The sequence below is a fragment of the Leisingera caerulea DSM 24564 genome, from assembly GCF_000473325.1.
Taxonomy (GTDB): domain Bacteria; phylum Pseudomonadota; class Alphaproteobacteria; order Rhodobacterales; family Rhodobacteraceae; genus Leisingera; species Leisingera caerulea.
Window position 1 is genome coordinate 2435541 of record NZ_KI421513.1, and the last position, 24469, is coordinate 2460009.

The 24469-nt window shown below is 65.0% G+C and carries 26 protein-coding genes; 8 read left to right on the top strand and 18 right to left on the bottom strand.

Features of this window, described 5'->3' with window-relative positions:
- Positions 1-37: 37 nt before the first annotated feature.
- Complete coding sequence (cobO, locus tag CAER_RS0118970; protein WP_027236846.1) at positions 38-673, top strand: cob(I)yrinic acid a,c-diamide adenosyltransferase; 636 nt, start codon at positions 38-40, stop codon at positions 671-673.
- 96 nt (positions 674-769) lie between these two features.
- On the opposite strand, the gene glpD is transcribed toward cobO, so the two are convergent.
- The 16 genes from glpD to CAER_RS0119050 all read right to left on the bottom strand — a co-directional run bounded on the left by glpD (position 770) and on the right by CAER_RS0119050 (position 15993).
- Positions 770-2347, bottom strand: coding sequence for a glycerol-3-phosphate dehydrogenase (gene glpD / locus CAER_RS0118975; protein ID WP_027236847.1), 1578 nt, complete (start codon positions 2345-2347; stop codon positions 770-772).
- Positions 2340-3125, bottom strand: coding sequence for a DeoR/GlpR family DNA-binding transcription regulator (locus CAER_RS0118980; RefSeq protein WP_027236848.1), 786 nt, complete (start codon positions 3123-3125; stop codon positions 2340-2342). Before CAER_RS0118980 ends, glpD begins: the two co-directional genes overlap by 8 nt.
- 138 nt (positions 3126-3263) lie before the next feature.
- Positions 3264-4343: a DUF1513 domain-containing protein gene (locus CAER_RS0118985; protein ID WP_027236849.1), complete on the bottom strand. Its 1080-nt coding sequence runs from the start codon at positions 4341-4343 to the stop codon at positions 3264-3266.
- Between the two features lie 16 nt (positions 4344-4359).
- A complete protein-coding gene (locus tag CAER_RS0118990) occupies positions 4360-5355 on the bottom strand; it encodes an imelysin family protein (protein WP_027236850.1) in 996 nt (331 codons plus the stop codon).
- Complete coding sequence (locus tag CAER_RS0118995; protein WP_027236851.1) at positions 5355-6884, bottom strand: di-heme oxidoreductase family protein; 1530 nt, start codon at positions 6882-6884, stop codon at positions 5355-5357. The genes CAER_RS0118990 and CAER_RS0118995 overlap by 1 nt, the downstream gene beginning before the upstream one ends.
- Positions 6874-7362 carry a bacterioferritin gene (gene bfr / locus CAER_RS0119000; protein WP_027236852.1) on the bottom strand — a complete coding sequence of 163 codons (489 nt, stop codon included), beginning with the start codon at positions 7360-7362 and terminating at the stop codon, positions 6874-6876. Before bfr ends, CAER_RS0118995 begins: the two co-directional genes overlap by 11 nt.
- Positions 7325-7603, bottom strand: coding sequence for a (2Fe-2S)-binding protein (locus CAER_RS29325; protein ID WP_084299595.1), 279 nt, complete (start codon positions 7601-7603; stop codon positions 7325-7327). The genes bfr and CAER_RS29325 overlap by 38 nt, the downstream gene beginning before the upstream one ends.
- Positions 7604-7781: 178 nt before the next feature.
- On the bottom strand, positions 7782-9050 hold the full coding sequence (locus CAER_RS0119005; RefSeq protein WP_027236853.1) for an imelysin family protein: 1269 nt from the start codon (positions 9048-9050) through the stop codon (positions 7782-7784).
- Positions 9051-9076: 26 nt separating this feature from the next.
- Positions 9077-9556, bottom strand: coding sequence for a hypothetical protein (locus CAER_RS0119010; RefSeq protein WP_027236854.1), 480 nt, complete (start codon positions 9554-9556; stop codon positions 9077-9079).
- A 10-nt stretch (positions 9557-9566) separates the two neighbouring features.
- On the bottom strand, positions 9567-9737 hold the full coding sequence (gene hemP / locus CAER_RS29330; RefSeq protein WP_008554566.1) for a hemin uptake protein HemP: 171 nt from the start codon (positions 9735-9737) through the stop codon (positions 9567-9569).
- Positions 9738-10108: 371 nt separating this feature from the next.
- Positions 10109-11827, bottom strand: a complete 1719-nt coding sequence (gene metG, locus CAER_RS0119025) for a methionine--tRNA ligase (RefSeq protein WP_027236855.1) — start codon at positions 11825-11827, stop codon at positions 10109-10111.
- A 99-nt stretch (positions 11828-11926) separates the two neighbouring features.
- Entirely contained in the window at positions 11927-13150 is a 1224-nt protein-coding gene (locus CAER_RS0119030) for an MFS transporter (RefSeq protein ID WP_027236856.1), read from the bottom strand.
- Positions 13151-13255: 105 nt separating this feature from the next.
- The gene (locus CAER_RS0119035) at positions 13256-13861 is read right to left on the bottom strand and encodes a YceI family protein (RefSeq protein WP_036797444.1); all 606 of its coding nucleotides are present in this window, start codon (positions 13859-13861) and stop codon (positions 13256-13258) included.
- A 154-nt stretch (positions 13862-14015) separates the two neighbouring features.
- Positions 14016-14834 (bottom strand): hypothetical protein, encoded by an 819-nt coding sequence (locus CAER_RS28225; RefSeq protein WP_209320210.1) that lies wholly within the window; start codon positions 14832-14834, stop codon positions 14016-14018.
- Positions 14835-15096: 262 nt separating this feature from the next.
- Complete coding sequence (locus tag CAER_RS0119045; protein ID WP_027236858.1) at positions 15097-15498, bottom strand: rhodanese-like domain-containing protein; 402 nt, start codon at positions 15496-15498, stop codon at positions 15097-15099.
- 93 nt (positions 15499-15591) lie between these two features.
- A complete protein-coding gene (locus CAER_RS0119050) occupies positions 15592-15993 on the bottom strand; it encodes a rhodanese-like domain-containing protein (protein WP_036797446.1) in 402 nt (133 codons plus the stop codon).
- Positions 15994-16171: 178 nt separating this feature from the next.
- On the opposite strand from CAER_RS0119050, the gene CAER_RS0119055 reads away from it, so the two are divergent.
- On the top strand, positions 16172-17215 hold the full coding sequence (locus CAER_RS0119055) for an aldo/keto reductase (protein WP_027236860.1): 1044 nt from the start codon (positions 16172-16174) through the stop codon (positions 17213-17215).
- 94 nt (positions 17216-17309) lie between these two features.
- Here CAER_RS0119055 and CAER_RS0119060 read toward each other — a convergent pair whose 3' ends face one another.
- Positions 17310-18293 carry a GlxA family transcriptional regulator gene (locus CAER_RS0119060; RefSeq protein WP_027236861.1) on the bottom strand — a complete coding sequence of 328 codons (984 nt, stop codon included), beginning with the start codon at positions 18291-18293 and terminating at the stop codon, positions 17310-17312.
- A 133-nt stretch (positions 18294-18426) separates the two neighbouring features.
- Between CAER_RS0119060 and CAER_RS0119065 the strand changes: the two genes are divergently transcribed.
- The 4 genes from CAER_RS0119065 (at position 18427) to CAER_RS0119080 (ending at position 22260) form a co-directional block, all read left to right on the top strand.
- Positions 18427-19344, top strand: coding sequence for a beta-keto acid cleavage family enzyme (locus CAER_RS0119065; RefSeq protein ID WP_027236862.1), 918 nt, complete (start codon positions 18427-18429; stop codon positions 19342-19344).
- 70 nt (positions 19345-19414) lie between these two features.
- Complete coding sequence (locus CAER_RS0119070; protein ID WP_027236863.1) at positions 19415-19984, top strand: lipocalin family protein; 570 nt, start codon at positions 19415-19417, stop codon at positions 19982-19984.
- 45 nt (positions 19985-20029) lie between these two features.
- Positions 20030-21505, top strand: coding sequence for a carnitine 3-dehydrogenase (locus CAER_RS0119075; RefSeq protein ID WP_027236864.1), 1476 nt, complete (start codon positions 20030-20032; stop codon positions 21503-21505).
- Positions 21502-22260: an SDR family oxidoreductase gene (locus CAER_RS0119080; RefSeq protein ID WP_027236865.1), complete on the top strand. Its 759-nt coding sequence runs from the start codon at positions 21502-21504 to the stop codon at positions 22258-22260. The genes CAER_RS0119075 and CAER_RS0119080 overlap by 4 nt, the downstream gene beginning before the upstream one ends.
- Positions 22261-22360: 100 nt before the next feature.
- On the opposite strand, the gene CAER_RS0119085 is transcribed toward CAER_RS0119080, so the two are convergent.
- Positions 22361-23224: a helix-turn-helix domain-containing protein gene (locus CAER_RS0119085; protein ID WP_027236866.1), complete on the bottom strand. Its 864-nt coding sequence runs from the start codon at positions 23222-23224 to the stop codon at positions 22361-22363.
- A gap of 114 nt (positions 23225-23338) precedes the next feature.
- Here CAER_RS0119085 and CAER_RS0119090 point away from each other — a divergent pair, with 114 nt between their 5' ends.
- Together CAER_RS0119090 and CAER_RS0119095 are read left to right on the top strand one after the other, a co-directional pair.
- Positions 23339-23545, top strand: a complete 207-nt coding sequence (locus CAER_RS0119090) for a DUF2061 domain-containing protein (protein ID WP_027236867.1) — start codon at positions 23339-23341, stop codon at positions 23543-23545.
- Positions 23538-24452, top strand: coding sequence for a fatty acid desaturase (locus CAER_RS0119095; protein WP_027236868.1), 915 nt, complete (start codon positions 23538-23540; stop codon positions 24450-24452). The genes CAER_RS0119090 and CAER_RS0119095 overlap by 8 nt, the downstream gene beginning before the upstream one ends.
- Positions 24453-24469: the final 17 nt, after the last annotated feature.

Consider the following 24469-nt stretch of genomic DNA (forward strand, 5'->3'; position numbering starts at 1 on the left):
TTGTCAAGACATGGGGTCAAACAGCTGGAGAGCCCCCATGAGCGAAAAGTCTGAAACCGGCATCTCAGAGGAAGAAGCCGCCCGTCACGCCTCCAAGATGGCCAAGAAAAAGGCCGCGCGCGACCGGATGATGAAGACCAAGGAGGGCGAGAAGGGCCTGATCATCGTCCACACCGGGCCGGGCAAGGGCAAATCCTCCTCAGGGTTCGGGATGATCATGCGCTGCATCGCGCATGGGATGCCGTCAGCCGTGGTGCAGTTCATCAAGGGCGCCTGGCAGACTGGCGAGCGGACGCTGATCGAGGAAAACTTCAGCGATCTCTGCCAGTTCTACGCGATGGGCGAGGGGTTCACCTGGGAAACCCAGGACAAGGCCCGCGACATTGCCGCGGCCCAGAAGGGCTGGGAAAAGGCCAAGGAGATGATCCTGGACGAGCGCAACACCATGGTGCTGCTGGACGAGATCAACATCGCGCTGCGCTATGAGTATCTGGACCTGGAAGAGGTGCTGGAGTTCCTTGTCGAGCACAAGCCGCCGATGACGCATGTAGTGCTGACAGGCAGGAACGCCAAGGAGGAGCTGATCGAGATCGCCGACCTGGTGACCGAGATGGGCCAGATCAAGCACCCGTTCCGCGCCGGGGTGAAGGCGCAGAAGGGTGTAGAGTTTTAAAGCTGAGGGCAGCGCCCGAGCCTGGGTGGGTGCGTAAGTGCCCTCCCGTGGGGAGGGTCGGGCGCTGCCCGGCGGTGCCGCCGGGCAAAACATTCTTTATGCGGCGAGCTGTGCAGCCTTGCCTTGGATGTAGGCATCCACCGCCGCCCGCTGGGCTTCATCCAATCGCAGGCCCAGTTTGGTGCGCCGCCACAGGTAATCGTCGCCTGCGCGCACCCATTCGCTGGCAATCGCCCAGTCAAGCTCCCGCGCGGTGATGGTGGCGCCAAAGTCCTGGCCCAGATCGCCGGCAGTGTTGGCGTCGCCCAGCACCTCCCAGGTCTCGGTGCCATAGGCGCGGATCATCCGGCCTGCCCAGTAAGGAGTGAGAAACGGGTAGTCCGCGGCCAGTTTCGATGTCAGCTTTGCCACATCCTCCACCGGGAAATCGCCGCCGGGCAGCGCCACGCCTGCGGTCCAGTCGGCGGGCAGCTGGGGGAACACCTCGCCGATTTTGGCCAGCGCCGCCTCGGCCAGCTTGCGGTAGGTGGTGATCTTGCCGCCAAAGACATTGAGCAGCGGCGCTTGCGCCTGATCCAGCGTCAGCACGTATTCGCGGGTGGCCGCGGTGGCGGAGCTGGCACCGTCGTCATAGAGCGGGCGCACGCCGGAGTAGGTCCAGACGATGTCCTCGCGCGTCACCGGCTTCTCGAAATACTCCGATGCGAAGGCCGCCAGATAGTCCTGTTCGGCTTCTGTGCAGACCGGTGCGGTGTCCGGATCCGGGTGGTCGGCGTCGGTGGTGCCGATCAGGGTGAAATCCTGCTCATAGGGGATGGCAAAGATGATCCGCCCGTCTGTCCCTTGGAAGAAATAGCAGCGGCCGTGGTCGAACAGCTTTGGCACCACGATATGGCTGCCGCGCACGAGGCGGATGTTCTCGCGGCTGTTCTGGCCCAGCTTCTGATGCAGCACATCGGCCACCCACGGACCGCCTGCATTGACCAGCATTCTGGCGCGGTGTTCCTGTTCGGCGCCGGTGGCGTGGTCCTTGGTGCGGATCAGCCAGTGATCTGCATGGCGCTCGGCCGACAGAACCTCAGTCCGGGTCAGGATTTCTGCGCTGCGGGCCTTTGCGTCACGCGCGTTCAGCACCACCAGGCGGGCGTCCTCGATCCAGCAGTCGGAGTATTCGAACGCCGTTTTGAATTTGCTTTTCAGCGGGCGGCCCGCCGGGTCGCTTGTCAGGTCCAGTTTGGCGGTCCCGGGCAGGATTCCGCGTTTGCCCAGGCTGTCGTACAGAAACAGTCCCAGACGGATCAGCCAGGCCGGGCGGCGGCCCTTCATCCACGGCATGAAGGTCGTCAGCAGCTTTGAGGTCGGCGTTTCGCTGTCGAACCGCATGTCCTTGTGGAACGGCAGCACAAAGCGCATCGGCCAGGAGATATGCGGCATCGCCTTCAGCAGCACCTCGCGCTCGACCAGCGCTTCGCGCACCAGGCGGAACTCGAAGTATTCCAGGTAGCGCAGGCCGCCGTGGAACAGCTTGGTCGAGGCGGAGGACGTGGCGGAGGCAAGGTCATTCATCTCTGCCAGCGTCACCGACAGGCCGCGGCCGGCGGCGTCACGGGCGATGCCGCAGCCGTTGATGCCGCCGCCGATGATGAAAAGATCCGTTACGGGCGTGTCAGTCATTTTCGCTGCTTTCGTTTTGTCCTGCGGTGAGGATTCGGGTGCCTGCGGCCTGTGCGGCCTCAGCAAATTCTGTTGGCACCGGCCGGTCGGTGATCACCACGTCCAGATCAGCCGCATTGCAGATCCGCACCGGCGCGGAGCGTTCGAACTTGCTGCCGTCGCAGACCAGCACCTTTTGGCGGGCGTTTTTCAGGATCGCGCGGGCAACCGAAACTTCGCGCGCGTCGTGGTCCATCACCGCGCCGTCGGCGTCCAGGGCCGAGGCGCCGATGATGGCAAAATCAACCTTATAGCGGCAGAAGAAGTCCACCGCATCCTCGCCCACGATGGCGCCGTCACTCTGCCGCACGGTGCCGCCGGCCAGGATCAGATCCTTGGCCTGGCCGCCCATCATCATATTGATAATGTTTATATTATTGGAAATAACTGTAAGGCCTCTGTGGCCGGACAGCGCACGGGCAACCTGTTCAGTCGAGGTGCCAATGTTGAGCGAGAGCGAGCAATTGTCGGGGATCAGCTCTGCCGCCAGGGCCGCCATTGCCAGCTTGTTGCCGGCATTCAGCTTGCGCCGGTCCTCATAGTCCTGGCTGGCGGCGGAGCTGACCCGGACAGCGCCGCCGTGCACGCGGGACAGGGCGCCGCGCGCCGACAGGTCGCGCAGGTCGGCGCGCACCGTTTGCAAGGACACGCCAAAGCGGCGGGAGAGATCCTCGACCTCGACCCGGTCCTGCCGGTTCAGGAGGGAGATGATCTCGTTCTGACGGCCAATCGCATCCATTTGCTTTCCTTTCGCAGCGGTTTCTTAGCGTGATGCGCGCGGAGAGTCATCATTCTTTTTCGGTTTTGTTTCGCAAGGCCGCAAAACGAAAAGGCGCACCGCTGGGGCGCGCCTTTTCGTTTGCAGCCTGGCAAAGTGTCAGTGCAGGGGGATCAGGTGATTGTCCCACGCCAGGTCCGCACGGTGTAGCCGGTGCTGGCCGGCGTCTGAAATTGCAAAGACCTGGCCGCTGCCGGTGCTGGCCGTAAAGCCGCCCGCAGAAGGCGCCAGCCCGCAGACATCGCGCATCCTGTATTCGCGCAGCAGCGCGCCGCTGACGGTGTCCATCACTTGCAATACCCCGCCGCGGGGGGAGGTGACGCCGATCCGGGTGCCATCGTCCGAAAAGGCAACAGAGCCGCCATAGCCATTCATGTTCAATACCCGTGCGTCGTTCTCCGCCATCAGGCGCGGCGCATTGCCGGGCCGGTGCAGCCCCGTGGTGGGAACCTGCTCACCCGGATCACCCTGCCACTGCATGGCAAATCCAACAGTGCCATCGGCGCGCATTGCCAAATGGCGGATCGAGTTCAGGTGCAACTCGCGGGGCAGTTCCATCTGCTCTTGTATGCCGCCCTCAAAGCTGAGGTAGCTGAGGTTCGGGCGCATGCTGGGCAGGTTCAGCTTGGCGCGGCCGCTGTCTGGATGGGTCTCAATCCCGCCATTGGCGACAACCAGCCCCGGCGCGCCGCGTCGCAGCGCCATGTCGTGCGGGCCGATGCCGCCCGAACTGAAGGCGCCGATGCGGCGGTAGCCGTCCGCGGCATCCCAGACACCGATGACACCGCGCGCAGTCTCATAGTCGTTCTCAGTGGTGAACAGGCGGCTGCCGTCCGGAGAGAAGATGCCGTGGCCGTAGAAATGATGCCCCGCAGGCGGCTCCAGCCGGGCGATGGCGGCGCCGCTGCGGCAGTCGATCACATCGGCAAAGCGGCCTGGTCGGCGGGCAAAGGCGACGGCTTCGGGGCGCCTGGGGTGCGCGGCGGCAGCATGGCCGCGGCCGGGCAAGGGGTGGCGGAACAGGATCTCGCCAGTCTCTGTGAGGCCGGCCAGCAGAAAGGCGCCGCCGGCATCCCTGCCTGCGGACAAAAAGGCGGGGCTGCCTGCGCTGGCCCAGCTGGCCTGCGGGGCGAGGGATGCGGCCATCAGGCCAGCCAGAAATCCGCGGCGCGAGGTCACTGATCCATCCTTTCGCTTAGTCGCCGTCCAGCGCATTGAAGCCGGCCGCGACGCCCAGGGCAGGGCCGAGTTCTTCGCCCATCAGCACGCGCAGATCCTTGATCTCCTGCCGCAGCGATTCAATGCGGAAGCGGGTTGCGGGATCAGAGACGCCCGAGAAGTCGGGGTCCCCGAGGGTTTCAGCCTTGGTGCGGGCCCTGTCAAAGCGGGCAGTGATCTTTTCCTGCAAGTCCCCGTGCCCCATTGCGAGCGACAGGGCCAGCGGCTCCAGCTCGTTCAGCGATACCAGTACATGGCGCAAGCTGCGTCCGGAGCGGCGGGCCTCGGCGCGGTTCGGGCGGGGCTTTTGATAGGTGCCCAGCGGGCGGCCCAGGCGCATGTCGTCCAGCACCTGAAGCCCGGTGGTAAGTGCCTTCAGCAGCTCCTGGGTGATTTCCTCTTCAGTACGGTAACGCTTTGCGGGCTTGCGCATTTCTGCGGCGAAACCCTGCTGCCAATCGGTGCTGACGGCCTGTGTCGTCGCGGCAATGTCGGTGCTGATCGCGCGGGTCAGGGCGCAGCGGTAATCCGCGCTGCCGGCGGTGGAAAGCTGCGGATCATACAGCAGGTATTCCAGCGCATAAAACCCGCGGGCGGCGATGGAGTAGCTGGCAAAACCGGCGGGGTCCTTGATGCCGACGTCCTTGCTGCGGATCAGGCTGGCCAGCGCCTTGGGTGTTTTGCCGCGGCTGTCGGGCCAGAACGCAAGCGCAAAGGCGCGGCTGTCCGTTTCGGTGGGGCCAAAGCGGTAATGGCTGGCGGCGATCCAGGCGTCGAAGGCTTCACCGTAGGCTGCGCGCAGGCTTTCAGATTGCGGGCCGCAGTCTTTCTCTGCCGCATCCGCAAGCGCTGCTGCATCTGCTGCCAGTTCTTCAAATGCCGGGAGGATCAGTTGATCGGTGATGGTGCTGGAAAGTTCCGACGCCGCGGCGGGGGCCGCGGCCAGGGCAAGGGTCAGGGCCAAGGCGCGCATCAGAGGCTCTCCAGAAATGTGATAAGGGCGGCACGGTCTTCGGGTGGCAGTTCCACCACGCGGGTTTTCGCTGCTTCCGCCTCGCCGCCGTGCCACAGGACGGCCTCCAGCAAGGTGCGGGCGCGGCCGTCGTGCAGGAAGGTGGCGCGGGGCGAGACCTGCTGGGTCAGGCCGATGCCCCACAGCGGCGCGGTGCGCCATTCGCGGCCCGTGGCGCGTCCCTCGGGGCGGTTGTCGGCAAGCGCTTCGCCCATGTCGTGCAGCAAGAGGTCGGTGTAGGGCCAGATGAGCTGGAAGCTTTGTTCCGGACGGTCCTGCAGCCGGTGGGTCACGTATTTCGGCACATGGCAGGCGGGGCAGCCCGCCTTGTAGAACACCTGCTTGCCGCGCAGGACCTGGGGGTCGCTGGTGCCGCGGCGGGCTGGTACGCCGAGGTTGCGGCTGTAGAAGGCGACCAGATCCATGTTCGGCTGGTCGATTTCGGTTTCACGGGAATCACCGCCGCCGTGCGGGGCGGTTTGGCAGGCGGCCTGCCGGCCGGTGCATTCGCCCGCATGTGCCGGGAACAGGGGGGTGGAAATGCCGATATCGCCGGAAAAGGCGCTGGCGGATTGCTCATGCACCGTGGCCATCCCGGCCTTGAGCCCGAAGCGGCCCAGCATGATGCGGTTGAACTCTTGCGACCAGACCAGATTGGCGCGCCCCGATATGCCATCGCCGTCAGCGTCCTCCTCATCCGCATGGGCGAAGATGTCGGCGGCTGGGATCGCCTCCAAGAGGCCCAGGCCGATCATCGGCGGCGCAACGCGGGGGGAGAGCATGGCACCCCTGTCCAGCGGGCCGTAACCAAGGTTGGCGGCGGTGTAGCTGGGGCGGCGCAGGGTGGCGGTCTCATCGCCGTTCAGGGCAACCTCGAATTCCTCATAAGCCACCTGCAGCGTGTATTCCGGGGTAATGCCGGGGGCGGAGAAGTCCTGCAGCTGGGTGCCATAATTCGGGTCCGGCGCGGTGCCGAAATAATCCCCGATCTCTTGCAGTTCCGGCGGCACCGGGCCAGGGACAGAGACGCGCAGGAACATGCTGGTTGAAGCATACTCCGGCTGCTCCGGCACATGGCCGCGGCCGTCCTTCAGGTGGCAGCGCTGGCAGGAGCGGGCGTTATACAGCGGGCCGAGACCGTCGGAGGCTTTGGTGGAGGCGGGCGAGAATACCCAGATCTTCTTGAACAGCCCGTTGCCGAGCTTGAATTCCAGCTCCTGTTCAAAGCTCAGGTTCGCCGAATGCTGGGAAAACGCCTCGTCGTCCGGCCGGGCGCGCACGGTGGCGGCGCCTGCGGGCAGATCCTCAAACGGTTCAGGCGCGGTGAAATCCGTGGCGGGAGACGTGACGGCCCCGATCCGGGACCGTTCGGCGTCAGTGCGGGGAAGGGGGGAGAGATGCGGCTCTGCCTGGTACTGGCTGGCCAGGTCCATCGCCGCAAGGGGCGTGGCCGCCGCAAAAGCGGCAGCCAGCGTCAGGTTAGTCTTCAACCTCTTCCATCTTGGTAGCGTTGAGCTGGGCATAGTTTTCGGCACCGATCCGGTCGTGCAGCTCAAGCTGCGTTTCGAGGAAATCGATGTGACCTTCTTCATCCGCCATCAGGTCTTCAAACAGCTTTTGGGTGACGTAGTCGCCCGCTTTGTTGCAGGCGTCGCGGGCTTCCTTGTAGAGCGCGCGGGCGTCCACTTCGGCGGCAAGGTCGCATTCGAGGGTTTCTTTCGGCGTCTGGCCGATCCGCAGCGGGTCAAGTTTCTGCAGGTTCGGGTGGCCGCCGAGGAACAAAATCCTTTCAATCAATTTATCCGCGTGCTCCATCTCCTCGATGGATTCCTCGCGGCTTTTCTTGGCCATGCTGCCCAGGCCCCAATCGTCCTGCAGCCGGTAGTGCAGCCAGTACTGGCTGACCGCCGTCAGCTCGTGGCGCAGCGCTTTATTGAGATAGTCGATGACCTTGGCGTCGCCCTTCATTACTTTTCTCCCGAATTGATGCTGCGCGTAAATTCGTAAGCTGCGCAGGTACTTCCAGCTTACTGCTGGAACGCATCGTGTCGAGGAAAAGCGGCATGCAGCCGCCGCAATCGGCGGATTTTCCCAAGGCGTGATAGATCTTGCCGGGGGTGATTATCGTTTCGGGATCGGCGCTTCGCATCCAGTCGATGGCGGCGCGGATGTCGTGGTCCGATATGTTCGTGCAGTGGCAAACGATCATGCTGCTTGCGTCCTTGCCCGGTGGCGCAAATGGCCAAGTGATTCCGTTGGGCAATATATCCGACAGATTTGCTTGGGCTTCAAGTCTTAACCAGAGTGAAACGCTTGGGATTTGCCTCTCGATAATAAATACGGGCCGCAGAAACTGCGGCCCGCCACTGCCCGGTAGTTTGGTTTTCTTACTGGAACACTGCCGAGGGATTATCGAGACTGTCGGAGCCTTCGATGGCGACGCCGTCCAGATCCAGGGTCGTGACAACCCGTTCGATAGAGCGGGTCTGGTCGATCAGCCCGTTGACGCCGCCCATCACCAGCGCCTCGCCGGCGGCGTTGCTCTGGGCCAGCATCTGGTCATAGGACAGGCCCGCCTCCGCCGCAGTCTTGATGCGGCCAAGCGCCAGCATGGTGTCCGCCAGCTTGGCGCGCATCTCAGTGTCCAGATCCGCGTCCTTGGAAGCGACCAGATCCGACAGGGAAGGCCCGGAGACCAATTCGCCGTTCACCCGGACGTATTCGCCCAGATAGACGTTCTGCACCCCCAGCCCGTCGTAGTAGTGGCTGTTGTGGGTGTTGTCGGAGAAGCAGTCGTGCTCCTCCTCCGGGTCGTTCAGCATCAGGCCGAGGCGCATCCGCTCTCCGGCTTGTTCGCCATAGGACAGGGAGCCCATGCCGGTCAGCATCGCGGTGATGCCCGCGTTTTCGTCGGCCAGCAGGGCGGTGCGGGCGTCGCCCTCGGTGCCCCATTGCGCGGCCATCCACTCCAGGTCGGATATCAGCAGATCCGTCGCCGCCTGCAGGTAGTCGCCGCGGCGGCCGCAGTTGCCGTTGGTGCAGGCCTCGCCCTGGGCGTAGTCGGTCCAGGGGCGGTCGCCCGCGCCATGTTCGGTGCCGTTCAAATCCTGGCCCCAGAGCAGGAATTCAATGGCGTGGTAGCCGGTGGCGACATTGGCCTCGATCCCGTCGGCCTCATGCAGGGCGCCTTCCAGCAGGTCCGGGGTGATCTTGGCCGCGTCGACCGCCTTGCCCGACAGCTCAAAGCTGGGGTTGGCGATTACGTTCAGCGCCGCCAATGTGTTTTCGTCGCTCGGACCGCCATAAGACGCGTCGACATAGTCGATCAGGCCCTCGTCCAGCGGCCAGGCGTTCACCTTGCCTTCCCAGTCGTCGACGATGGCGTTGCCGAAACGGAAGACTTCGGACTGCTGATAGGGCACGCGCGCGGCGATCCAGGCGGTGCGGGCGGCTGCGAGGGTCTGGGCAGAGGGGTGCGCGACCAGCGCGTCCACAGCGGCCTTCAGCACCTGCGCAGTGGCCAGGCTGTCCTGGTATTTAGCTTCGGCGATATTGGCATAGTTGGTCAGCACCGCGGTCTTGTCAGCGGCCAGGGCGGCTGAGGCGCCAAAGGTCAGGCCCGCCAGGGCTGTGCCTGCGAAAAACAGGGATTTCATGATAAGCGTCCTTGGGTTCTGTGAATTCAATGAAGGGTGGCGCTGGCAGGGCGGGCCGGCTGCGGCGGCAGCTGAGCACTCATGATTTGCTGCATCAGCAGGCCGCAATCGGAGGCGAGCCGCGTCAGCTCCTGCGCCTTGCGCGGGGTGACGATCAGCGAGGCAAGGATATGCGCGTCGTCCTGCTGGCCCTCGGCGGCGGAGGCCAGCAGGTTGGCAAAGCAATTCTCATCCGCGCCCAGGCATTTGCAGGTCATGCCGTGGCGTACCAGCGGGCGGCGGCCGTGGGCGGCGCAGAAGTTGCACAGATAGCCAAAGGCTTCGAACGCGGATTCGGCCATTTCCGGGCCAAAGTTCACCTGGAAGTCGCGGCGCATCTGTTCGCGGGTTTCGCTGCTGGAAAACCAGTGGCGCAAGTAGATCACCGCACCGGCTTCCAGCGGCGGCAGATCGGACAGGGTGCCGACGGTCACACCGCCACGGGGCGTTGATTGCTCAGGGCTCATGGCCGTCCGCTCACTTGGTCAGGATCAGCTTGCCCGCGCGAGTGATGCGCAGCGAGTAGATCTGTCCGTTCAGCAGGATGCGGGCCTGCACGCCGCCGCGGGTCAGGTCCTCGGCATGGTAGGTGGGGAAGACTTCGGTGGTTGCGGTGGTTGGCACCGGCTTGGAGGCAATCTGGTTCATGACTTTCGCCCATTGCTGAATTCCGCCCTGTCCAGAAGCCATTCCAGACAAAAGCCGGACAGAGCGCCGGACGACGCAAAGACCTGCGGCCACAATTGGCGCATGTCTTCCTGTTCCAGCTCCTTGACTTGAGGGCCGCGGGGGCGGCTGTCTCCGTTCGGCATGGGGGCGATCTCGGTTGATGACAGGTCACTCGGGCTCGCCTGAACCGAGTCAGGCTGGCTGGAATGCCTGTATTCCTGAATTAATTGCTCAGGTATGTCAATCCGAGTTTTTTAGTAAGATTTAATTTTTGTGATGGCGCAACGGGATACACCCAACAGAAAAGGCCGCCCGGCGGGCGGCCCTTTATAAAGTCTGTGCTGGCAGCCTCAGCTGCGGGTGCCGGAAAAGCGCGTCTGCCACTCTTCGCGCTGCTCGTCAGTGATCTTGGCGAACAGTACTTCCGGCACGGTGAAGCCGTGGCCTGCGGGCAGGGCGGAGAGCGCTGCCGCCACGTCCTCGGGCCAGTTGCGGTCGTCCGAGTTCAGCGCCGCCATCAGCGTGTCGGTGGCGTGCGGGATGAAGGGTGCCGACAGCACCGCGTAAAGGCGGATCAGGTTCAGGCCCAGGCGCACCTGCGCAGCGGCGCGTTCGGGGTCTTCCTTGAACACCGACCAGGGCGCGGCGGACTGCAGGTATTCGTTGCCGGCCACCCAGATCGCCCGCAGCTCCTGCGCGGATTTGCGGACCTCCATCGCCTCCATGTGGCCTTCATAGGCGCGGATGCGGGTGGTCAGCTCGTCGATCAGCGCCTGCTCCTGCGGGCCGTATTCGCCGCCTGCGGGCACTTCTTCACCGAACTTGGAGCGGCAGAATTTGGTGATGCGGCTGACGAAGTTTCCGAGCACGTCCGCAAGGTCCTTGTTCACCGACTGCTGGAAGTTCTCCCAGGTGAATTCGGAGTCAGAGCTTTCCGGCGCGTGGCTCAGAAGCCACCAGCGCCAGTAATCAGCCGGCAGGATCTCCAGCGCCTGATCCATGAACACGCCACGGCCCTGCGAGGTGGAGAACTGGCCGCCGTCATAGTTCAGGTAGTTGAACGATTTCAGGTGGTCGACCATTTTCCACGGCTCGCCGGAGCCAAGGATAGTGGCCGGGAACGACAGGGTGTGGAAGGGGACGTTGTCCTTGCCCATGAACTGGACGTATTTTACGTCCTCGGCGCCCTTGTCGGTGCGCCACCAGCGCTGCCAGTCGGCATCCGCTTTGCCGTTGGCCTCGGCCCATTCGGCGGCGCAGGCGATGTATTCGATCGGCGCGTCGAACCAGACATAAAAGACCTTGCCCTCCATGCCGGGCCAGTCTTCATCACCTTTCTTGACCGGCACGCCCCAGTCCAGATCGCGGGTGATGCCGCGGTCCTGCAGGCCATCGCCGTCATGCAGCCACTTCTTGGCAATCGAGGTGGTCAGAACCGGCCAGTCCTTCTTGGAGTCGATCCAGGCGTCCAGCTGATCCTTCAGCTGCGACTGGCACAGGTACAGGTGCTTGGTCTCGCGCACTTCCAGGTCGGTGGAGCCGGACACGGCGGAGCGCGGATTGATCAGGTCGGTGGGGTCCAGCTGCTTGGTGCATTCCTCGCACTGGTCGCCGCGGGCGCGTTCATAGCCGCAGTTGGGGCAGGTGCCCTCGATATAGCGGTCCGGCAGAAAGCGGCCGTCGGCGTGGGAATAGACCTGTTTTTCGGTGACTTCGCGGATCAGGCCGGCCTCGGCCAGCTTGCCTGCGAAATGCTGGGTCAGCGCGTGGTTCTGCGGGCTGGAGGAACGGCCGAAGTGGTCGAACGACAGGGCAAAGCCCTTGGCGATCTCCGACTGGATGGCGTGCATTTCGGCGCAGTATTCCGCGACCGGCTTGTCCGCCTTGGCGGCGGCCAGTTCCGCCGGGGTGCCATGCTCGTCGGTGGCGCAGAGGAACATCACCTCATTGCCGCGTCCGCGCTGGAACCGGGCATACAGATCGGCAGGCAGCTGCGAGCCCACCAGGTTGCCCAGATGCTTGATCCCGTTGATGTAAGGGATCGCCGAAGTGATCAGAATGCGTGCCATGCCATCCATCCAGGTAATGCGTCAAAGGCCCGTCTAGCGCATGGCGCGCGCGGCGGAAACCCCGGCTGCTGGTTTCGGTGAAAAATTGGGGCGCAGGCGCTACCGCCGCTCGCGGGCCCGCTTCAGCAGGCGGCCGATGGTAAAGGAGGTGCGCGGCGCATAGACATAGCTGGTGCGCTCTTCCGGTGCCGGGCGGGCCCGCATCCGGCTGAGGCCGAACACGATCAGCAGCAAATGCCCGGCGGCAACATAGGCAAACAGCGCCGGCGGCCCGAAGGTGTCGATCAGGGCCGAGGAGACATAGGGCGAGGCGATGGCGCCAAGCGCATACCAGAACATCAGTGCCGCCGACAGCTCGACCCGCTCGGCAGAGGTGGCGAAGTCGTTGGCGTGGGCGGCAGAGACCGAGAATATCGGGAAGGTTGTGAAGCCGAAGAAACCCGCCGTCAGCATGACGCCCCAAATGCCGGTGCCGCTGGCCGCCATGGTGACGCCGCAGCTGAGAATGGCGGCGCCCGACAGCCAGATCAGCACCCAGCGGCGGTCGTATTTGTCGGCCAGCCAGCCCATCGGATATTGCGCCAGCGCGCCGCCCAGCACAAAAGAAGCGAGGAAGAACGCGATCTGGCCGATCTCCAGGCCGACCTCCTGGCCGTAAACCGGGCCGACCATCCGGAAGGAAGCGGAGCTGAGCGCAGCGACAATCACACCGGCGACTGCCAGCGGCGAGCAGCGCCAGGCCAGTTTGGGGCGCAGGCGCGGGGCGTCAGGGGTTTCCGGCTGGCTGGCTCTGGTCAGGGTCAGCGGCAGCAGGGCCGCGCAGCACAGCAGCGCCAGCAGGTTATAGGAGATATAGGCCGCGGGCGGCAGCACTGCGATGATCAGCTGCGCTGCCAGCGAGGCGCTCAGGTCGGCCAGCCGGTAGGTGCCCATGGCGCGGCCGCGGGTTTCGTTGGTGACCTTGGCGTTGAGCCAGGCCTCAATTACCGTGTAGCTGCCCGCCACACACAGCCCGGAGGCCATCCGCATCGCGGCCCAGGCATAGGGGTTATCGGTCAGCGTGTGGCCCAGCAGGCCCATGGCGCCAAGCGCGGTGCAGACTGCAAAGGCGCGGGAATGGCCGACGCTGCCCATCAGCCGCGGCGCCCACCAGCAGCCGATAAAGAAGCCGAAGAAATGGCCAGAGCCCAGGAGGCCGATCTGCTCTTTGGTGAAGTTCATCGTCAGGCCCGAGATGGCATCGAGCGGGCCGACGCCTCCGGTCGACAGCTGCAGCAGGATGACGGAAAGGAACAGGGCGGCAAATGAGATGATCAGGCGCATAACGGTGCGACCATGACAGGCTGGGGCGGCATTGCCAGCCGTTTTGCGCCAAACCTGTGTCGTATTTCTGCGCGGCGGTGCTTTTCGGCTCCTCTTGAGGCGGGGTCAGCGCGCTTGCCGGATGCGGGCCCTGATGGCGAGGCCGACCTGGTCGGCCACCAGGCCTTCGTATCCGGTGGCGCCAAAGGCCGCGCGGCTGAGCTGGCCGGACAGATGCACGTCCAGTTCCCGCAGATCGTCCGCCGCGGTGCCGGGGCGGCGGTAGAGAGCGGCCTGCAGGGTGATGGCCCGGGTGGTGCCGCGCAGGGTGAGATCGCCGGTGATCTGGGCGCCGCCGGACAGCCGCCCGTCCGGCCCGAGGCGGATCCGGGTGGAGCGGAAGCGGATCTCCGGGAACCGGGCGGTGTCCAGAATGCCCGGGCTTTTCAGCGCTTCGGTGGCAAAAATCAGCCCGGTCCGGGCCCGCCTTGCGTCGAGGGTGATGTCGGCCTGGCTGCGGGCCAGATTCTGCGGGTCGATTCGGATGCGGGCCGCGCGCACAGGAAGCCGGCCCTGCTGGGGCTGGCCGTTGAGCAGGAAGGTAAAGCGGACATCCGTGGCCTCGGGCACCAGGCGGTACGGCAGGGGCGCTGCCAGCAGCGCTTGCGGCGCCAGCAGTGCGGCGCTGAGGCCGGCCAGCAGGGTGCGGCGCTGTATCCGGGTTGTGTGCATAGGGTTCCCAATCCGTTCTTGCGGCCTGCTGTCTGACCTTATCCGGGTTTTCCGATGGGGCGGCTCACTTTCCCGCGTGCATCCGTGAAGGCCGTGCACCCTTTCCCAATGCAGCGGGGGCTCCCGCCAGCCGCCGGCTTTTTGCCCAAAGCCGCTAAGGCGGCGCTGGCGCAGCCATGGCCTCCTGCGGGAGCGGGAGGGCGCCAGCCTTGCCATCGGGCAGGCGGAGGGGCAGTCCTCTGGGCAGGTCTTGGGAGGGCAGAGGGGGATCCGAGGCTGCCGGGGGCGCCGGTACAGCCCGCAGCGCGCCGCCGGCGGCGGCCTGGAGGACTTGCCAGCTACGGGGCGGCAGGGTGCGGGCGCGCAGGCGCTGCAGGCTCCAGCAGCTTTGGCTGCCTGCTGTTCCCTCGCCGGTCAAACGGTCATGGACCAAGCGGTTATGGACCAGAAGGTTGTGGGCAGGGGCCAGGTGCCAGCGGCTTTCGATGCCCTGGGCGCCGCCCTGTCCAGGCGTCAGCAGCAGGCCCAGCGGCGCCGGGCCGAAGCGCCCGCCGGCCTCCGCCGCCAGGTGCAGCCGCCGCACCGGGGTCATGGCGGGCGGCTCGGGCAGTTCGGCCACCACCAGCGCCGCCGCGCCGCTGCGCAGGGCTTCCTCCATGATCCAGAGCTGATCCTCTGTCCGGGCGGCCTGCACGAACAGGAAGCGGGCGGGGCTGGCGCAGGCGGCCAGCCCGTCCGGGTTCAGCTGGCGGCCGCCCCGCGGCGGGGGCAGCCACAGCACCGGCCCCGGGGCTGCGTCCGGCGCGGCAGCCCTGGCGGCCTTCTGGGCGGCGGCGGCCAGCCAGAGCGCAAAGCGGTGGCGGGCGGGGCCGCAGGCCTCATGCGTGCGGCCGTGTTCCAGGGCAATCCCCTCCGTCAGGGGCAATGCCGGCCGGGGGCTGTGGCGGCGGCGGTTAAGCAGGTGAGTCGGCATGGGGGGAACATAGCATGTTCCCTATTTGTTCTCAATCGTGACCTGTGGCGCGGGCGCTGTCAGGCAAAGGCCAGCGCGTCTTCCAGCGCCTGGAAAAAACCGCTTTGGAAAAGGTCTCGATCCAAGATTTGCGGCCGCAGCGTTGCAACACGCGGAAACGGAGCACCGGCAGCACCCGGGCTACCGTGCAGCACAGCAACCGTGTAAGGGGGAGGCGCCGTGCCGCCGGAGGAAACAGGCTGCCTGCTGCAGTCTGCGCGGCTCAGCCCTCGCGGGGGACCACCGGGCCGCCCTGTTTGGCCCATTCGCTGAAGCCGCCTTCAAGATGCACCACAGGTTTCAGCCCCATCTCCATCGCCGCCTTGGCACTCAGCGCCGAGCGCCAAGCGCTGGCGCAGTAGAACACATAGGTCTTGTCCTGGTTGAACACCGGTTTGTGGTAGGGGCTGTCCGGGTCGATCCAGAACTCCAGCATTCCGCGCGGGCAGGAGAAGGCGCCGGGGATCATGCCGGTGCGCTGCAGTTCGCGGATGTCGCGCAGGTCGATGAAGACGTAGTTCTCGTCCAGAACCTCCTGCTTGGCGTCTTCGACAGGCATGGTTTCAACCAGGCTGTTGGCTTCGCTCAGCAGCGCCTTGACGCCCTTGGTGATCTGTTGCGGCATAGTCGTCGCTCCCCGGAATTTCGGGAGCAGGCTGCCGGTAAATGAGCGGCGGCGCAAGCGACGGGATGCATTAATTCAGGGCTGGACGGATGTTTACCACTTGTAGGGGGCTGCAGGGCCGCCTTCGGCAATCCAGCCGTTGAAACCGCCGCGCAGATAGAACACCTGCGGAAGGCCCATTTCCAGTGCGGCCTTGGCTGCCAGCGCCGACCGCCAGCCGTTGTCGCAGTAAAAGACGAAGACCTTGTCTTCGGCAAAAACCGGTTTGTGATAGGGGCTGTCCGGATCAATCCAGAATTCCATCAGGCCGCGCGGGCAGGAAAATGCGCCGGCAATCGCGCCGGTCTTTTCAATCTCGCGGATGACGCGCAGATCGACAAATACGGTCTCCTTGCAGCCATGTGCCGCAAGCGCATCCGCAAGGCTGAGCGAAGGCGCCGCGGCTTCGGCTTCCGCAATGAGGTCCTTGTAACTTTTGGTCATAGACAGTGTCATGGCTCACTCCTTTTGCAGGGGTTTCTGACAATTTTAATAATATCACAGACGGGCGTGATCCGGCTGTGATTGCCGGTAAATGGTTAACGGCGCAAACGGGGCTGTGTCCGCAGCGGCTTGCACTTCCCTGGCGGAGCCTTAGGGTCGCTGGCACATCCGGAACTGGGGAGCGCGCGATATGAAAATGAACCCGTTGGGCCGTACTGGCATCAAGGTCTCTGAGCTGTGCCTGGGCACGATGACCTTTGGCACCCAGACGCCGCAGGACGAGGCCCATGCGCAGATTGATCGGGCACTGGCGGCAGGCGTGAACTTTGCCGACACGGCTGAAATGTATCCAGTGAACCCGGTCAGCGCGGAGACCATCGGTGACAGCGAGAGGATCATCGGCAACTGGAACGAAAAGACCGGACGGCGCAGCGATTACATCCTGGCGACCAAGCACTCCGGCGAGGGGATGAAGCATGCGCGGGACGGCGCGCCGATCTCGTCCAAGACCATCGCGCCCGCGGTGGAAGCCTCGCTGAAGCGGCTGAAGACAGACTATATCGACCTCTACCAATTCCACTGGCCGAACCGGGGCAGCTACATGTTCCGGCAGAACTGGACCTATGATCCCTCCGGCCAGAACCGCGAGGAGGTGCTGGCCAATATGGAGGACTGCCTGGAAGCGCTGCAGCGCGAGGTGGAGCGCGGCACTATCCGGGCCTTCGGCCTGTCGAACGAAAGCGCCTGGGGCACCGCGCAATGGCTGCGCATCGCCGAGGATCGCGGCTGGCCGCGGGTGGCTTCGATCCAGAATGAATACTCGCTGCTCTGCCGGATGTATGACACCGACCTGGCGGAGCTGAGCGTCAATGAGAACGTGGGCCTGATGGCGTTTTCGCCGCTGGGCACCGGGCTCCTGACCGGCAAGTATCAGGACGGGGCGGTGCCGGAAGGCTCGCGCAAGTCGATCAACCCGGAGCTGGGGGGGCGGCATTCCCCGCGGGTCTATGATGCGGTCGCGGCCTATTTGGAAATCGCCAAACGGCACGGGCTGGACCCGGTGCATATGGCGCTGGCCTGGTGCCGGACCCGGCCGTTCATGGCGTCGGCGATCTTTGGCGCGACGCATCTGCCGCAGCTGGAGCATCTGCTGAAATCAGTGGATGTGGAGCTGAGCCAGGAGGTTCTGGGCGAGATCAACGCTGCGCACCGGGCGCATCCGATGCCTTATTGAGGCGGGCGGAGGAGGGGGCGCTGCCCCCTCTTGCGCTGGGGGCGCAATTCACCCCCGGGATATTTTCAGCCAGGTGAAAGGGATTCTGCCGGGGTCAGTGCGCGGTCGGGCGCGCCTGTTCCTGGCGCAGGTCGCGGGCCGAGGTGCCGTGCGCGGTGCGGAAGGCGCGGGCGAAGCTTGATTGCGAGGTGAAGCCGGTGGCCATCGCCACCTCCATCAGCGGCATGTTGGTGTCGGTGACCAGGCGGCGGGCTTCGGCCAGGCGCAGCTGCAGGTAGTGGTCCTGCGGCGTCGTATTGAGGCGCAGGCGGAATTGCTGCTGCAGGCTGCGCGGGCTGGTGCCGAGCGTCTCGGCAATGGCGCTGAGCGGCAGCGGCTCGTCGAGCGCCGACTCCATCAGCGCGTTGGCCTTGGCGGTCAGCGCGTTGTGCTTGCGGCCGCCCAGCCGGCTTTGCGGGCGGGGTTCGGCGGCGGGCCCGTCGTAGAGGAACAGCCCGGCCACCCGTGCGGCAAAGCCCGCGCCGTGGCGGGCGCCGATGATGTGCAGCATCATCTCGATCGCGGGCGTTGCGCCGCCCGACGTCAGGCGGCCTTCGGACACGGTGAAGCGGTCGTTGCGGACGTCGGCGTCCGGGAAGCGGGCGGAGAAGTTCTCCAGGTCTTCCCAATGGGTGGTGGCGGGGTGGCCGTCCAGCAGCCCGGCCTCGGCCATCAGCCAGGGGCCGCCGTCGATGCCTGCAATCGTGGCGCCGGTGGCGGCGATGCGGCGCAGGCCGGCCAGCAGGCTGGGGGTGGCGTGGCGGGCCAGCTGGAAGCCGGCCACGACGATCAGCAGCTCGCAGCCCTCAAGCCGGGCCAGCGGAATGCTGGGCACGGTCAGGCCGCTGGTCAGCATCGGCGGTTCGGCGGTGGCGCTGACGTAATCCCAGTCAAAGGCCGCGCGGCCCGCCAGCCGGTTTGCGGCGCGCATCGGGTCGACCGCTGCCGCGAACGACAGCGTGTTGCATTCGTCCAGCACCAGCAGCGCGGTTTTCAGGGGCCGGTTCTCGGGCTGCAGGATGTTTTTTGCGGATTTCATCAACTTCGATTCGCCTGGTGTAAACTGTGCCGCAAAAGGCTGCGGCAGAGTCGGAGCCAGCGCAAATCAGAATCTGGGGAGGAGCCTGGGGATAACCCGAGGCAAAACCCTGTACATCGACGGGAGAAGACAAATGCCGCTGGAAATGAACCGTGAGGTCTTTATCACCTGTGCCGTGACGGGATCCGGCAGCACTCAGGACCGCAGCCCGCATGTGCCGCGGTCGCCCAAGGAAATCGCTGAGTCGGCCATTGCCGCGGCCAAGGCCGGGGCGGCCATCGTCCACTGCCACGTGCGCGATCCGGAGACCGGGGTGCCAAGCCGCCGCCTGGACCTGTACCGCGAGGTGACGGACCGGATCCGCGATGCGGAGGTGGATGTGGTGCTGAACCTGACCGCCGGCATGGGCGGCGACATCGTATTCGGCGACACCGAAAACCCGCTGCCGCTGAAGGAAGCGGGCACTGACATGGTGGGTGCCACAGAGCGGATGGCGCATATCGCGGAATGCCTGCCGGAGATTTGCACGCTGGACTGCGGCACCATGAACTTTGCCGAGGCCGATTACGTCATGACCAACACGCCGGGTATGCTGCGGGCGATGGGGCAGATGATGACCGACCTGGGCGTGAAGCCGGAGATCGAGGCATTTGACACCGGCCATCTGTGGTTTGCCAAGGAGCTGGTGAAGGAAGGCGTGCTGGAGCCGAAGGCGCTGGTGCAGCTGTGCATGGGGGTTCCTTGGGGGGCGCCGGATGATCTGAATACCTTCATGGCGATGGTCAATAATGTGCCGGACGATTGGACCTTCTCGGCCTTTGCCTTGGGCCGCAACCAGATGGCCTATGCCGCGCAGTCGGTTCTGGCGGGTGGCAACGTGCGGGTCGGGCTGGAGGACAACCTGTGGCTTGGCAAGGGGGTGCTGGCGGAGAACTGGCAGTTGGTCGAGCGCGCAAACACCATCGTGTCGAACATGGGCGCGCGGGTGATCGGGCCGCAGGAGGTGCGCGAGCAGCTGGGGCTGACCAAGCGCGCACCGGCGGCTAGCTGAGGGAACCGCTCAGGACGCGGGGCGTTGGGGTGTGATGAAATCCAACGCCCCGATTCAGGAGATCCCGGCCATGACCTTCCGCAAATTCATCCCGGCAGTTGCTGCCTCAGCCTTTTTGATAGCCGCCGCGGCGGCCTCTGCCCGGGCTGAGGGCTACCGGGACACGGATGTGCCGATGACGGTGCAGGAGGATCTGGATCTCTCCCGCTATCTGGGGACGTGGTACGAGATCGCCCGCTTTCCCAACCGCTTTGAAGAGGGCTGCGAAGGGGTGACAGCGACCTACAGCGCGCTGGAAGATGCGCGGATCAATGTCGTCAACCGCTGCCGCCGCGAGGGCCTGGACGGGCCGGTCGAGGCGGCGGAGGGGGTGGCCCGCGTCCGTGCGCCGGGCAAGCTGGAGGTGAACTTCGTCTCCTGGCTGAGCTGGCTGCCGCTGACCTGGGGCGATTACTGGGTGCTGGACGTGACGGAGGATTACTCGGTTGCTGTGGTCGGCACCCCAAGCGGCGAACAGGGCTGGATTCTGGCGCGCAGCCCGGAATTGGGCGCAGAAGACCTGGCAGAGGCCAAGGCAGTGCTGCGCCGCAACGGCTATGACCCTGAGGCATTGGAGATGGTGCTTCAGACCAAGGAATAACACACGGGCCCGGCGGCCGGGTCCCTCGGAGGATGGACGACAATGGTGGAGCAATCGGCGGCAATTATCGGCGGCGGGGTTATTGGCGGCGGATGGGCCGCGCGGTTCCTGCTGAATGGCTGGAACGTGCGGGTGTTCGACCCGGACCCGGATGCGGAACGCAAAATCGGTGAAGTGCTGGACAATGCCCGCCGCTCGCTGCCGGGTTTGGGCAATGTGGCGCTGCCTGCGGAGGGACAGCTATCGTTTCATGACACCATCGCGGAGGCTGTCGAGGGTGCCGAGTGGATTCAGGAGAGTGTGCCTGAGCGGCTGGACCTGAAGCAGAAAGTCTATGCTGAACTGCAGGCCCATTGCGCGCCGGATGCGGTGATCGGCTCGTCCACCTCCGGCTTCAAGCCGTCGCAGCTGCAGGACGGGCGTGAAAACCCCGGCCAGATCGTGGTGGCGCATCCGTTCAACCCGGTCTACCTGCTGCCGCTGGTGGAACTGGTCACCACCGGGGCCAATCCGGCCGGTGTCATTGACCGCGCCAAGGAGATCATCAGTGCCATCGGCATGTATCCCTTGCATCTGAAGAAGGAAATCGACGCCCATGTGGCCGACCGTTTCCTGGAGGCGGTCTGGCGCGAGGCGCTGTGGCTGGTGAAGGACGGTATTGCCACCACCGAGGAGATCGACAACGCGATCCGCTATGGCTTTGGCATCCGCTGGGCGCAGATGGGCCTGTTCGAGACCTACCGGGTGGCCGGCGGCGAAGCGGGCATGAAGCATTTCATGGCCCAGTTCGGCCCGGCGCTGCAGTGGCCCTGGACCAAGCTGATGGATGTCCCGCAGTTCACCGACGAACTGGTGGACTTGATCGCCGGCCAGTCCGACGCGCAGTCCGGCCAGTATTCGATCCGTGAGCTGGAGCGGCACCGGGACGATAACCTGGTGGGCATGATGCGGGCGCTGGGCAACAACGACTGGGGCGCCGGTGCGCTGCAGAATGCCCACGACCTGAACCGCGAGGGCGAGGCCGGTCTGGTGCGCTCGATTGATGAGATTGAGGACTTGAGCCAGCCGGTGCTGACCCAAAGCCGCGTGGTGCCGCTGGACTGGACCGACTACAACGGCCATATGACCGAGAGCCGCTATCTGGATGCCTTTGCGCAGTCGACCGACCGGCTGATGATGATCATCGGATGCGATGCGGACTATATCGCCAACGGCGGCAGCTATTTCACCGCTGAAACCCACATCCGCCATATCGACGAAGTGCATGCAGGCGACCCGATCCAGGTGCGGACCCGCGTGATCATGGGCGCGGGCAAGAAGATGCATCTGTGGCACGAGATGTTCTCGGGCGAGCGGCTGTTGGCAACCGGCGAGCACATGCTGTTGCATGTGGATCTTGCGACCCGCCGCTCCGCCCCGCCTGCGCCGCATATCGAGGCCAATTTGGCGAAACTGGCGGAGGCCCATACGGCGCTGCCGGCACCCGAGGGGCTTGGCCGCGCGATTGGCGCTCCGCGATGAGCCGGGTTCTGATCACCGCCGGCGGGTCTGGAATTGGCCGTGCGATGGCGGAGGGCTTTGCTGCCGCCGGCCATCAGGTCTGGGTCACGGATGTGAGCGCCGTGGCGCTGGCAGACCTGCCGGAGTGCTGGCGGACAACGGCAGTGAATGCCACCGATGAGGCGGGCGTGAAGGCGCTGTTTGCCGAGATCGCCGGCACGTGGGGCGGTTTGGATGTGCTCTGCGCCAATGCAGGCATCGCCGGACCGACCGCGCGGATCGAGGACATTGCGCTGGAGGACTGGCGCAAATGCGTGAGCGTCAATCTGGAGGGTTGCTTTTTGGCCGCAAAATATGCGGCACCTTTGATGAAGGCAGCCAAGGCCGGGTCAATCGTCGTAACGTCCTCAACCGCGGGCCAGTACGGCTACCCGAACCGGGCGCCTTATTGTTCGGCGAAATGGGCCGTTATCGGCCTGATGAAAACACTGGCGATGGAGTTGGGTCCGTTTGGCATCCGCGCCAATGTGATTTGTCCCGGCGCGGTGGAAGGGCCGCGGATGGAAGGCGTGCTGGAACGTGAGGCCGCGGCCAAGGGCATGACCCGGGATGAGGTCTATGCCGGCTATGCGTCCGGGACTTCGATGGGCCGGTTCGTCGAAGCCCGCGACATTGCCAATATGGCGGTGTTTCTGGGGTCGGACGCAGCGCGGCTGGTGTCAGGGCAGGTGATTGCCGTCGACGGCCATACGGAGAACCCGGATCCGAAGGTGTGAGGTCTGGATCTCGCAAGCAAAGAGCAGCGTCCGCCCCGTGGGGAAGCGGGACGGGCGCTGCCCGGCGTATCGGCCGGGCGGAACAACTGCTTAATTCGTCTTAACTGCTGATCGCTGCCCTGAGCGCCCGCAGCCGCCCCGGCAATTGCCGCGCAGTTATATCCGCCTCGCGAACCAGATTGTCGAAATGATTTGTGAAGGTGGCGATCCGCTCTTTGTCGCGGAAGGCGAGGTAATGGGTGCCCGCATAGAACACGCAGAGGAGCGGGCCGAAGATGGTGATCGGCGAGGAGTAGAGCCGCTTGGCATCGAACAGGTAGATGCGCAGGCGGGGGTAAAGCTGCTCGCAGAGCCGTTCGAACTGCGCGAGCTGCTCCAGACGCACCTCCACCGGCAGTCCTTCGTAGTAGCCCACGCCATGCGCGAAGCTGTCGAGTTCAAAGAGCGGCAGCGCAATTTCATAGTCGGACGGCGACTGCCGCATCCAGGTGAGCCGGTCCTCGGAGGCGCCGATGGCCTGGCCGGCTGTGCGGCCCAGGTGCGGCGAGTATTCCCATTCCAGCAGCGCGCGCGTTTTCAGCATGTCAGGGAGGGCAGCCGGCACGTGGCGGATCTTGTAGCCCTCCGCCTCCTGATGCCAGTCAAAGATCCGCTCATCCACCAAGGCACGCGGCGCCTCGGTGAGGGAGAGGCTGGAGGCCAGCAGCTCCGCCGCGCTTTCGGGCCGGTCTGAGAGGCTGAGCAGCCAGTCGGCGGACACCCCCAGCGCACCGGCACAGGCGCCGACCACATGCGCGTTCGGGAGCCGCGCGCCCTCATCGGTCAGCAGCTGCGAAATGGTGGAGCGGTCGACCCCGACGGCGCGGGCCAGGGCGCTCTGGCTGAGGCCGCTGTCGCGCAGCGCCCTGTTCAATCTTTGCCGGAACTGCTCTGCCCGCACCCGTTTGTCGATATTTTCTATCATATGTTTTTAAATATCACGCTCGATGGATTTTGTTAACTGCATTCGGAATTCTGCACACCCTCCTGCCGCGGTAGTTTCGAAACAAGCACTTATCCAAGAATAGCAGGAGGCAATATGGAAACGCGCAAGCGCTCCATTGTGAAGGCGGTGATTTGGAACGTTCTCGGGCTGGTCTCGATGACGCTGGTGGGGCTGGCCGCCACCGGCTCAGTCAAGGCGGGCGGGGTGATGGCGCTGATCAACACCGGCATCGGCTTTACCGTCTACCTGGTGTACGAGCGGGTCTGGGCGCAGATCAGCTGGGGGCGGCGCCATGTCTGAGAGCTGCCGCGGATATATGCCCCGCAGCGCCGAATGGGGCACCCTGGCGCTGATCCTGGCCTGTTACGGCGGCTGGCTGGCGGCATTGTGGCTGCTGCCCGGCATCAGCCTGGCGCTGACGGTGCTGGCGCTGGGCGTGATGGCGGCGTTGCATTCCTCGCTGACCCATGAGGCACTGCACGGGCACCCGTTCCGCAGCCGCTGGCTCAATGAGGCGCTGATGTTCTTTCCGCTGAGCATGGCGGTCCCCTACGGCCGGTTCCGTGACACCCATCTGGCGCACCATGAGGATGAGGCGCTGACCGATCCCTATGACGACCCGGAGAGCAATTTCCAGGATCCGGCGGTCTGGTCGCGGCTGCCCGGCTGGCGCAAGGCGCTGCTGCGGGTGAACAATACGCTGCTGGGGCGGATGGTGCTGGGGCCGCTGGTGGGGCAGGTCTGCTTCATGGCCGGCGACTGGCGGCTGGCGCGCCGGGGGGAGCCGGGGATTGTCCGCGACTGGATTTTGCACTTCATCGGTCTGGCCGCAGTGGCCTGGGTGGTGCTGCAGTCGCCGGCGCCGCTGTGGGCGGCGGTTGCCGGAGCTTATATGGGGCTTGGGCTGCTGAAGATCCGCACGTTTCTGGAGCATCGGGCGCATGAGAGCGCCGGCGGCCGCACCGTGGTGATCGAGGACAAGGGGCCGCTTGCCTTCCTGTTCCTGAACAACAACCTGCATATTGTTCATCACATGCACCCAGGCGTGCCCTGGTATGCCCTGCCGCAGCTGTACCAGGCCCGCAAGGCGGAATTCCTGAAAGCCAACGACGGCTATATCTACCGCAACTACCTGCAGATTTTCCGCAACTACCTGCTGCGCGCCAAGGATCCGGTGCCGCATCCGCTCTGGCAGCAGGGGGAATAACGGCGCATAAGCAAGGG